This is a genomic window from Roseivivax halodurans JCM 10272 (assembly GCF_000521785.1).
Classification (GTDB): domain Bacteria; phylum Pseudomonadota; class Alphaproteobacteria; order Rhodobacterales; family Rhodobacteraceae; genus Roseivivax; species Roseivivax halodurans.
The window spans coordinates 1-9,311 of sequence record NZ_JALZ01000064.1 but is presented as its reverse complement, the minus strand read 5'-3'; the positions used below and the strand labels follow the sequence as shown (position 1 = coordinate 9,311).

The following is a 9,311-nucleotide window of genomic DNA, read 5'->3' as shown; positions in this document are numbered from 1 at the left end:
GCGGTGCAGATCTTCGTGGGCGACTACGGCGACAATGACCTGGTGGTGATCGATCCCGAAACCGAGCCCTATTTCAGCCGCGTGGAATTCCCGTTCCGCCATGTCGACTTCGTGCTCGACCCGGCGAAGCCGCAATACGCCTATGTCCTGACCGAGGACGGCACGCTGCACCGGCTCAACATCCTCAGCCTCGAGCGCTCGTCGCGGGCCTCCGCCACCGCGCCCTATTCGATGGACGGCCACTGGCGCGACCCGCGCCCCCGGCTTGCGGTCGCCGGGGACGAGATCGTGCTGACCGATCCGAACGACGGCCTGGTGCGCGTCATCGACAGCGAGAGCCTCGAAGAGCTGCGCAGCATCGAGGTCGAGGGCACGCCCTACAACGTGCTCGCGGTTGGCGGCAGCGGGCTCGTTCACTGATCGAAAAAGCCCGGCGCCGGCTTGAATTTCACCACCGGACTACAAACGGATTACAAGATCGGACGGCGCGGCTCTTGGCGCGCGCCGTCCAGACGAAAAGAATTCAGATGACCCGCAAGATTCCAGTCTTGCTGCTCACCGGCTTTCTCGGGGACAGTGCTGCGGTGAATTCTCGGCGATCCGCGCTTCAGCGACACCGCAATCGTGGTGAACGAGTTCAGCGCTCTCGAGCTCGACGGCATGCGCAATACGCCTCCACCAAGGCCGCCACCGCTCCCGAGCCGCCTTTGCAGAACCAGGCCACCGCCCCGGAGAGCTGATCACATGGACGCCTCGATCAATGCGCGCACCAATGGATGCGGAAACCGGCGTGGCTGAGTGATCGCCCAGAACGTCTCGGTCAGGCCGGTCTCATCGGGATGCACCGCGAGCGCGTCCGCGGAAAGCTCGTCCGCCACCACGACCGGCGGCACCAGCGCCACGCCCATGCCCGAGCGCACGAGAAGGCGCATCATCGCCATGTCGTCGACCTCGGCGGCCACTTCGCATGCGACGCCCAGCCGGTCCGCAAGCGCGTCGAACCCGGTACGGATGACAGATCCGCGGGCGGGCAGGATCAGCGGCTCGCGGCCGAGCATCTCGGCGAGCGTCCCCTTCAGCCGCGCGGGGATACCCACGAAACCGACGGGCTGGTCCGAGACGCGCTGCGCCGTGAAACGCCCGTGCACATCGTCGGGCGGGGCCGTGGTGGACAACACCACGTCGAGCGCATGGGCCGAGAGGGCGTCGAGCATCTCCGAAAGCCGTCCGGCCCGCAGGATCAGATCCGTGTCGGAGCGGTCCATGACGGGGCGCAGGAACCGCATCTGGAAATTTCGGGACAGGGTCGCCTCCGCCCCGATCCGCAAGGCCCGGCGCACGCGTCCTGTCTGGCCGAGCGTATCCACGAGGTCACGGCCCGCGGCAAAGATCGCATCCGCATGTTCGAGCGTGATCCGCCCCGCTTCGGTCAGGTGAAGGGCCCTGCCGCGCCGTTCGAAGAGATCGTGGCCAAGCCGCGCCTCGAGCGCCCGGATCTGGCTCGACAGGGCGGATTGCGAGAGGTTCAGCCGTTCGGCCGCGCGCGTCAGGTGCCCCTCGTGCGCCACGGCGTGGAAGTAGCGGAGATGGTTGTAGTTGAGCTCTGCCATCGTTCCATAGAAGCGAACGTTTCATGGCAATCAATGTATTTTTCTTCGGCCCGACCAATCCGCATATCGAACGAAACACATGCAGAGAGGAGTACCGTCACATGACCGCCGCATGGGTGATCCTGCTGGGCCCCGCCGCCCTGCTGATGGCCGGAGCCGTCCGGTTCCGGGAAACGGAAATGCCGGTGACGCCGCCGCGATGGCCCGAACAGGCCGCGCTCCTCGCGGCGCTGCTTTCAGCCATGGCCGCCATCCACCTTGCAGCAGTGGGCCCAGTCACCTCCGCGGTGCTTGGGATCGGCGAGATCGGTCTCTCGGTCCGGATCGATACCGTGTCCGTCATCCTGTTGATGCTGTCGAGCGTTCTGGCCTGGGTGATCCTGAGGTTCTCCGCGACGCATCTGCACGGTGAACCCGGCGAAGGTCGTTTCGCCTTCTGGATGACGCTCACGCTTGGAGGGGTGATGCTTCTGGTCTCCGCCGGGCACCTTGCGCAGCTAGCACTCGGGTGGGTCATGACGGGGATCGGCGTGAACCGGCTCCTGATGTTCTATCCGGGCCGCGCGGGGGCACGCCGCGCCGCGCGCAAGAAGATGCTTGTGGCGCGGGGGGCCGATGCCGCGCTCGCGGCCGCACTCGTGCTCCTGGTCATCGCCTACGGCACCTCGGATATCGCCGCCATCTCGGATGCCGCGCGCGCCGGGATCGTGCCCGCCACCGCCATCGGTGCCGCCGCATGCCTCGGGCTTGCGGCCGTCCTGAAATCGGCCCTCCTTCCGGCGCATGCCTGGCTGACGGAGGTCATGGAGGCGCCCACCCCGGTGTCGGCGCTGCTGCATGCGGGCGTCGTCAATGCCGGAGGGGTCCTGCTCATTCGCTTCGCCGACGTTATGCTGGGTGCTCCGCTCGTTCTCGCCGCTCTGGTGATGATCGGCGGCTTCTCCGCGCTCGTCGGGGCCATCGTCATGCTGACGCAATCGGCGGCGAAGACCTCGCTCGCTTGGTCCACGATCAGCCAGATGGGTTTCATGGTCCTGCAATGCGGACTGGGTCTGTTCCCGCTCGCGCTTCTGCACATCGTCGCCCACGCGCTCTACAAGGCGCATGCCTTCCTCCGCGCCGCCGAAGCGGGAGAAGCGGTGCGCGCGGCCCGCAGCCTCGGACCGGTCGCCGTGCCAACTCTGCGCAATGTCGCCGTAGCGATGAGCATCGCGGTCGCGATCTACGCGGCTGTCGGCCTGCCGCTCGGGCTCGTCGAGAAGTCGCCGCAGGCGGTGGCGCTCGGGGTCATCCTGGTTCTCGGGGTCGGATACCTCGTGGCACAGGGGCTTGCGGACGCCGCACCGCGGGCGCTCGGGATCGCAACGGCCAAGGCTTCGGCGGTCTTTGCCGGCGGCTACTTCGCCTTCCAGTGGATCGCGCAGACGCTGACGGCGGGGACGCTGCCTGCAACGCCCGTGGCCGGACCGCTCGAATGGGCGCTGATCGCGCTCACCCTTGCGAGCTTTGCCAGCGTGGCGGTGCTGCAAGCGCTCCTTCCGCTCTGGTCCGATCACCCGGCCGCGCGCGGCCTGCGCGTTCACGTCGCCAACGGCTTCTACCTCGGCGCGCTGACCGACCGGCTGGTCGGCGCCTGGTCCATTCCCGCTCGGCAGAAGGAGATCTGAGCCATGTTCATCCAGCATCAGGACTTTTCCCCCGACCTCCTCGCGCTGATCGGCGCGGCCGAGCAATCCATCCGCCGGGTGGCGCCGCTCTTTCCGCTCGACCGGGCGGTTGCGGTGAACCCGTTCCACGGCATGATCGACGAGCCCATCGCAACGGCCGCAGCTCGGCTCGAGCGCGCTGTGGGCATCCGGATCTTCCCCGAGCGGGCCCTCTGTCGCAGCCGTATCGCCTCGGGTGAACTCGTGCGGGCCGACATCATCACCGCCCTGGCCGAAGTCGCACCGGAATCCGGGCTCACCGATGGCGACATCCTCGCAGCAGCCGACCGCGAGGTTACCCCGACGCACGCCCTCGCCACCGTTGCGGAGCTTGCGGCAGGGGCCAGCGGAACCGATTGGCCCGGCCTCGTCTCGGAGCGGATCGGCGCCTGGGCGCAGGGTTACTTCGACGAAGGACAGGCGCTGTGGTCGTCGCCGGCCCGCGACGGGGTCTGGGTGTCCTGGCGCGACTGGGCCATGCACGACCTCACGCCCGAAATCCACGGCCTGACCGGCTTTGCGGCGTCCGTGGCCGGGACCCAGCAAAATCACTGGCGCGCGCTCGGCGATGCCTGCGTCGCACTCGGCATCGATCACGCGGCGGCGCCATCGGTCTTCCACCGCCTGCTATGCGATCTCTGCGGCTGGGCCGGGCTGGGTCGATACAGGCTCTGGCAGGCCGAGCTGGAGGACAGCCGCGATTCCACGCTCTCCGAACTGCTCACGATCCGGCTGATCTGGGAGCAGGCTCTGCATGCCACGTATGCGCGGGCCGTCTCGGCCAATTGGGACAAGACGATCGAGGCGCACCGCCAGCCGGTGGTCCCGACCCGCGAGCACCAGATCGACGCGACTCTCCTCAGAGCGGTCGAACATGCATCCGCGCGCAGGCTCGACGCCCGCCTGCGGAACAAGGAGACACAGCACGTCGCCGAGGTACGGCCCGAGGCGCAGCTCGTCTTCTGCATCGATGTCCGCTCCGAGCGGATGCGTCGCGCAATCGAAAGCCTCAGCCCAACTATCCAAACCGTGGGAGCCGCGGGCTTCTTCGGGCTGCCCCTCGCCCACAGAGCCAGCGCGTCCGCCATCACAGAGACACGCGGGCCGGCGATCCTGGCGCCGTCGCTGGCATCGACAGATCACCAGCCAGAGGCGGAGGACCGGCGCATCATCGGCCGTCTCGGCCGCGCGGTCGCCAGATTCTCGCGCGCGGCGGTCGCGAGCTTCGCCTTCGTTGAGGCCGCCGGCCCCTTGCGGCTCGGGCCGCTCCTAGATGCCTCGCTGACGCGGGGACGGCAGGTCACGCCCCACGGCCCTGCGCCGCGCCTCACTCTCGCACCCGATAGCGATACCGCGCTCGACGCGGCGGAAGACGCCCTCCGCGGCATGGGACTGACCCGCGCATTCGCCCCGCTGGTCGTCTTCGTCGGGCACGAAGCGCGGGTTACGAACGATGCCCAGGCACGCCTTCTGCAATGCGGCGCCTGCGGAGGACATGACGGCGCCGCGAACGCGCGGGTGCTCGCGCGGCTCCTGAATGAAACGCCGATCCGTCGCGGCCTTGCTGCGCGTGGGATCTCTATCCCCGCCGACACCGTGTTCATGGCCGGCCTCCACGACACGACAGGCGACACCGTCACGCACTTCGTCTGTGATCCCGTTGGAGACAGGTACGCACAGCCGGTCACGTCGCTGACACGCGTGCTCGATCAAGCGGGCGAGCTCGTCCGCACCGAGCGGTCCCTGCGGTTCCCGGACGTGTCGGTGCAGGAGGAGCTTTGCGAGCGCGGCGGAGATTGGTCGCAGACACGCGCAGAATGGGGTCTCGCGAACTGCAGCTGGTTCATCGCCGCACCGCGCGGGGCGACGCGGAACCTGAACCTCGACGGTCGCGCGTTCCTGCACGACTACGATCCCGCCCGGGATCCCGACGGCAGCTGGCTGACGGACATCCTGTCGGGTCCGGTGCTCGTGGCGGCGTGGATCAACCTTCAATACTATGGCGCACGCGTGGCCCCGGACGCGTTCGGCGGCGGGAACAAGCTGCTCCAGAACGTTGTCGGCGGCTTCGGCGTGACGGACGGTATATCCGGGCAGCTGCGCGGCGGGCCTTCGGATCAAAGCCTGTCCGACGGCAGGCGCTTCGTTCATGAGCCCCTGCGCCTTCAAGTCAGGATAGCGACCTCCCGCTCGATGATGGAGAGGGCGCTTTCGAAATCGCCCATCGTTCGGACCATGGCATCGAACAATTGGATCGGCCTCGCCACGATGGACGAAACGTAGGCGACGAATTCCAGGGAAACGGCCCTCCTGCCGGCCACTAAGGTCGGCAGGAGGGAGCTGGCGTTAGTGTGACGCAGGCCCTTGAAGCGGAGACGTCGACAGTCATGCTTTGGAGCTCTGTGAGCAAAACTGAATCCCGCAGTAGATCACGTACGTTCTGCGAAGCTCGCTGTGGCTTCTTTTTGCCTGTCGACTTTCCCGTCTTGCTACGCATGAATTCGCATAGTCCATAATCCGCTGGCCTCCCAACGATCGTCGAATTTCTTTTTTAATTAATATAGAAGCTTTGCCAGCTCTTATTTCTGGTCGAGACGTTCCGCTTGGATGGGTGCCTTGGGTACGCTTCTCGGGTGAGAGCCAGCGGTCCCGAGACCGCCATCGAGAAGGTCCTCGACGAACCACGCTGCGAACTGGGCGCGGCCCGAGACACCGGCCTTGGCGTAAATACGGGTAAGTTGCGCACGGACCGTGCCCTTCGCGGCCCCGCGGATCTCCGCGATCTCGGCGGCGTCGAGGCCCTTCAGAGCCAGAAACCCGACATCGCGCTCGGCTGGCGTCAGGCACCAGGTCTCGAACTGGGTCTCCACGATCCGCGCAAGATCGCCTCTCGCGGTGTCGAGGGCCCTGTCCTGTGCCTGCATACGCTCCATCATGCGCCGCAGCTGGCAGGCGTTGAGACCGATCCCGACCACGAGGGCCAGGGTCACGAGCATCTCCAGAAGGGAATGTTCGGCGAGCGGCGCGTGAACGAGATCCACAACCACGTCACCGATGAAGAACACCGCCGCGATGCATTGCAGGACGATCACCCCGGCGAGGCCGAGCTGGCGACTCTTCAGCTTCACTTCGGTGGGGCGCGCGTCGCTCACATTACCTCCGGCGTCCGGTCACCATGCCGCGGACCAGATTGCGGCCAAGCGCGCGGCTCTCGACCGCGACGCCCGCAACGTGGAGCAGTGCGAGCAGAAGCATCAGGTTCGCCATCACCTCATGCACCTCTTCGGCCACGTCGCCAAGTCCCTCGTCATCGCCGTGCCGGCCGTCGGCGCCCTCGGTGACCAGCACCGACCAGTCGCCGGCGGCGACGGCGGTCTTCTCCTCGGCGATAGTGATGGGGCTCTTGCCGCCGGTCATGACAAGGCCAGTGCCGATCACCACAGCCAGACAGGCCCAGAGCGCGTAGGCCATGATCGCTCCGGCCGGATTGTGCGAGGAATGTTCGCGCGGGCGTCCGCGCAACAGGAGGGCAAGATGGCTCACCGCGGCGCGGGGATCGGGAAGAAACGAGGCGAACCGAGCCTCGGCCGGCCCGATCAGGCCCCAGACGAGCCGCAGCGCCAGTACGGCCATCGCGGCCCAGCCGATCCAGATGTGGATAGTACCGCCGGGCTTGGTCAGAAGACCGTTGGCAATGACGGCGGCGGCAATGCTCCAATGGGTCAGGCGCACCACCGGATCCCAGGGCTGGGCGATCTCGGGCGCCGCGTGGGCGCCCGTGTCAGAGTGATCCGACATGGGATCAATCCTCCGACTTGATCTTGGTGACGGCCCCCGAGGCGGGATCGATGTAGACCTCGTAGCGCTTGGAGGCCTCGTCATGGCACTTCGCCTCGATCTGGCCGTCCTCGGCCTCGAACTCGTCGACGGTACAGCCCGCGGTCGCGAGGGCCGCCGTCGCATCCTCTGGATTTGTGCCGATCACGTCGCCGACAGAGGGCATGGCGAAGCCGATGGCCGGCGTGAGGACAAGGCTCAGTGCGAGAACAAGATGCTTGGTCATGTCGTATCCTTTCCGGGATGTGTGACGCGACCGGGCTGGCCGCGGGATCGACATGGCAGGCGAAAGCAGGCTTTTTCGATTGGAGGGACGCTGATCCGGCTCGCCATAAGCAGGTGCTTACGCGTAAAACCGCACTTGGCTGCGGTTGCACAGTTACGCCCTCAGACAACCACCGGCTTGAGCTCTCTGCGAACCTTCGCGGCGGAGAGCCGGAACGTCCCATTACCGGACATTCGTAAGTACCCTCATGCCGGGAGCGGCTTTGCCGAATTGGCTCTCGTACCTGCGGGGGTAGCGCGATGGCCCTGAGGCTGGCTTGGGAGCAAGCTGCCCACGTATTTGAAGGTTAACGCCGTCTAACTTGCGCCGCGAGCTCCCGATCCGCGCTTGTTGCGGCAGTGCCTTGATTGTCCGCGAGCAGATGTGATTTTGTCCCGCTGAAATGGGCCGATCGCCGTCACGCTGGGCTAAACCTGTCATGGCTGGCAGGCCCTCAGTTTGTGGCCAAGTCAATTCGTATCGAACTTTTATAGGAGGCCCCCGTGGAGGCCGCACCTCATCCGCTGCAACTGGCACGGCTCGCAGCGCTTCATTCCTTCGAGATTCTCGACACCGATCCGGAACGTGATTTCGATGAGATCGTGAAGCTGGCGGCGGCCACCTGCGGCACCGCGATTTCCGTGGTCAACTTCATCGACGCCGAGCGGCAGTGGTTCAAGGCGGAAACCGGGCTCGGGGTCCGGGAGACACCGCTCGCCACGTCGCTCTGCGCGCATGTCATCCTCGAGGAAGAGTTCGTCGAGATCCGGGACACGCTCAAAGATCCGCGGATGCAGGATAATCCACTCTGCTGCGGAGAGCCAGGCCTGCGGTTCTACGCTGGCGCCCTTCTGAAGACGGAGGACGGTCTGCCCCTCGGCACTCTGTGCGTGCTGGACTATGAACCCGGGCAGCTCACGTCCCTGCAACGGGACACGCTCCGCGTCTTATCCCGCCAGGTCATGGCTCTTCTCGAGGCCCGGAAAGCCCTTCGCACCGCCGATGTGCTCCGCCGGGAAGTCGACCACAGGGTCAAGAACTCCCTTCAGTCGCTCTCGTCCTTCACCCGCTTGCAGCGTCGGGCCTTCGCGTCGGAGGATGCCAAGCTGGCGCTGTCGATGGTGGGAACGCGTATCGACGCGCTCACTCACCTGCACGAGCAACTCTATCAGACCGATGAGCATCAATCGGTGGATCTGGGAGCGTTCATCGAGAAGATATGCGGGCATCTCGCGAGCGTTGCGCCCGAAGGTGTCACGCTCGAGTTCGAGGCGGAGCCGGTTGACGTTTCGCCCCAGCAGGCTGCGGCGGTGGGCACCTATATCAACGAGTTTATCGCCAATTCCTACAAGCACGGCTTTCCCGATGGCGAAAAAGGTGTCGTCCGTGTGCGGTTGAATGCCGTGGAAGGTGACCTCGTCGAACTGGTCTGCACGGATACCGGTGTCGGATTGCCTGACGGTGCCTCAACGGCTCATACCGGATTGGGCATGAAGATCGCCGAGGTGGTGTGCATGGAGCTCGAAAGCGACCTCGATCTGCGCAACAGCGAGCAAGGTGTCTTCGCAATCATACGGTTTGCGCCGCAACCTCGATAGGGGCGCGTCCATATTCCCTCACTCGAGAACCCAGAACGGTCGCCGATGGGCGGCGTTGCAGCCCTCTGGATGCGCATCTGGAAGGTTTGCCCGGTGAAAGCCCGCTGATTTGCCGCCTGAACCGTCAAGGTCTCAAGCCTGCATTGAGCACGACCGGCCGGTCAGAGCTTCATTGCGGATGTCGATACGCTCTCTCACTCTGCCGCGGACCGAAACCCACTCGATATTGCTGGAGGCTGGTCTGCTCCCTGAAAAGTGGTCCATCCTGAAGTATGTGAACCGGCGTGGAAAAGTG

The 9,311-nt window shown here is 65.8% G+C and carries 7 protein-coding genes and 1 pseudogene; 4 read left to right on the top strand and 4 right to left on the bottom strand.

The window, feature by feature from the left end:
* Positions 1–420 (top strand): annotated as a pseudogene (locus OCH239_RS23200) (hypothetical protein); the annotation flags it as partial.
* A gap of 320 nt (positions 421–740) precedes the next feature.
* On the opposite strand, the gene OCH239_RS20430 reads toward OCH239_RS23200, so the two are convergent.
* On the bottom strand, positions 741–1,610 hold the full coding sequence (locus tag OCH239_RS20430) for a LysR family transcriptional regulator (RefSeq protein ID WP_037267122.1): 870 nt from the start codon (positions 1,608–1,610) through the stop codon (positions 741–743).
* Positions 1,611–1,711: 101 nt separating this feature from the next.
* On the opposite strand from OCH239_RS20430, the gene OCH239_RS20425 reads away from it, so the two are divergent.
* Entirely contained in the window at positions 1,712–3,277 is a 1,566-nt protein-coding gene (locus OCH239_RS20425; RefSeq protein ID WP_037267120.1) for a proton-conducting transporter transmembrane domain-containing protein, read from the top strand.
* A 3-nt stretch (positions 3,278–3,280) separates the two neighbouring features.
* Entirely contained in the window at positions 3,281–5,599 is a 2,319-nt protein-coding gene (locus OCH239_RS20420) for a YbcC family protein (protein ID WP_051489684.1), read from the top strand.
* Positions 5,600–5,895: 296 nt separating this feature from the next.
* On the opposite strand, the gene OCH239_RS20415 is transcribed toward OCH239_RS20420, so the two are convergent.
* From OCH239_RS20415 to OCH239_RS20405, 3 genes are read right to left on the bottom strand one after another with little or no spacing between them, the layout of a single operon-like run.
* Positions 5,896–6,468, bottom strand: a complete 573-nt coding sequence (locus OCH239_RS20415; protein WP_051489683.1) for a helix-turn-helix transcriptional regulator — start codon at positions 6,466–6,468, stop codon at positions 5,896–5,898.
* Between the two features lies 1 nt (position 6,469).
* A complete protein-coding gene (locus OCH239_RS20410) occupies positions 6,470–7,114 on the bottom strand; it encodes a cytochrome b/b6 domain-containing protein (protein WP_037267118.1) in 645 nt (214 codons plus the stop codon).
* A 4-nt stretch (positions 7,115–7,118) separates the two neighbouring features.
* Entirely contained in the window at positions 7,119–7,379 is a 261-nt protein-coding gene (locus OCH239_RS20405; RefSeq protein WP_037267116.1) for a PepSY domain-containing protein, read from the bottom strand.
* Positions 7,380–7,921: 542 nt separating this feature from the next.
* Between OCH239_RS20405 and OCH239_RS20400 the strand changes: the two genes are divergently transcribed.
* Positions 7,922–9,016, top strand: coding sequence for a histidine kinase dimerization/phosphoacceptor domain -containing protein (locus OCH239_RS20400; RefSeq protein WP_037267114.1), 1,095 nt, complete (start codon positions 7,922–7,924; stop codon positions 9,014–9,016).
* Positions 9,017–9,311: the final 295 nt, after the last annotated feature.

Coding starts and splice junctions, on each gene's coding strand:
- OCH239_RS20430 (WP_037267122.1), bottom strand. CDS start 1,610: ATGGCAGAGCTCAACTACAACCATCTCCGCTACTTCCACGCCGTGGCG.
- OCH239_RS20425 (WP_037267120.1), top strand. CDS start 1,712: ATGACCGCCGCATGGGTGATCCTGCTGGGCCCCGCCGCCCTGCTGATG.
- OCH239_RS20420 (WP_051489684.1), top strand. CDS start 3,281: ATGTTCATCCAGCATCAGGACTTTTCCCCCGACCTCCTCGCGCTGATC.
- OCH239_RS20410 (WP_037267118.1), bottom strand. CDS start 7,114: ATGTCGGATCACTCTGACACGGGCGCCCACGCGGCGCCCGAGATCGCC.
- OCH239_RS20405 (WP_037267116.1), bottom strand. CDS start 7,379: ATGACCAAGCATCTTGTTCTCGCACTGAGCCTTGTCCTCACGCCGGCC.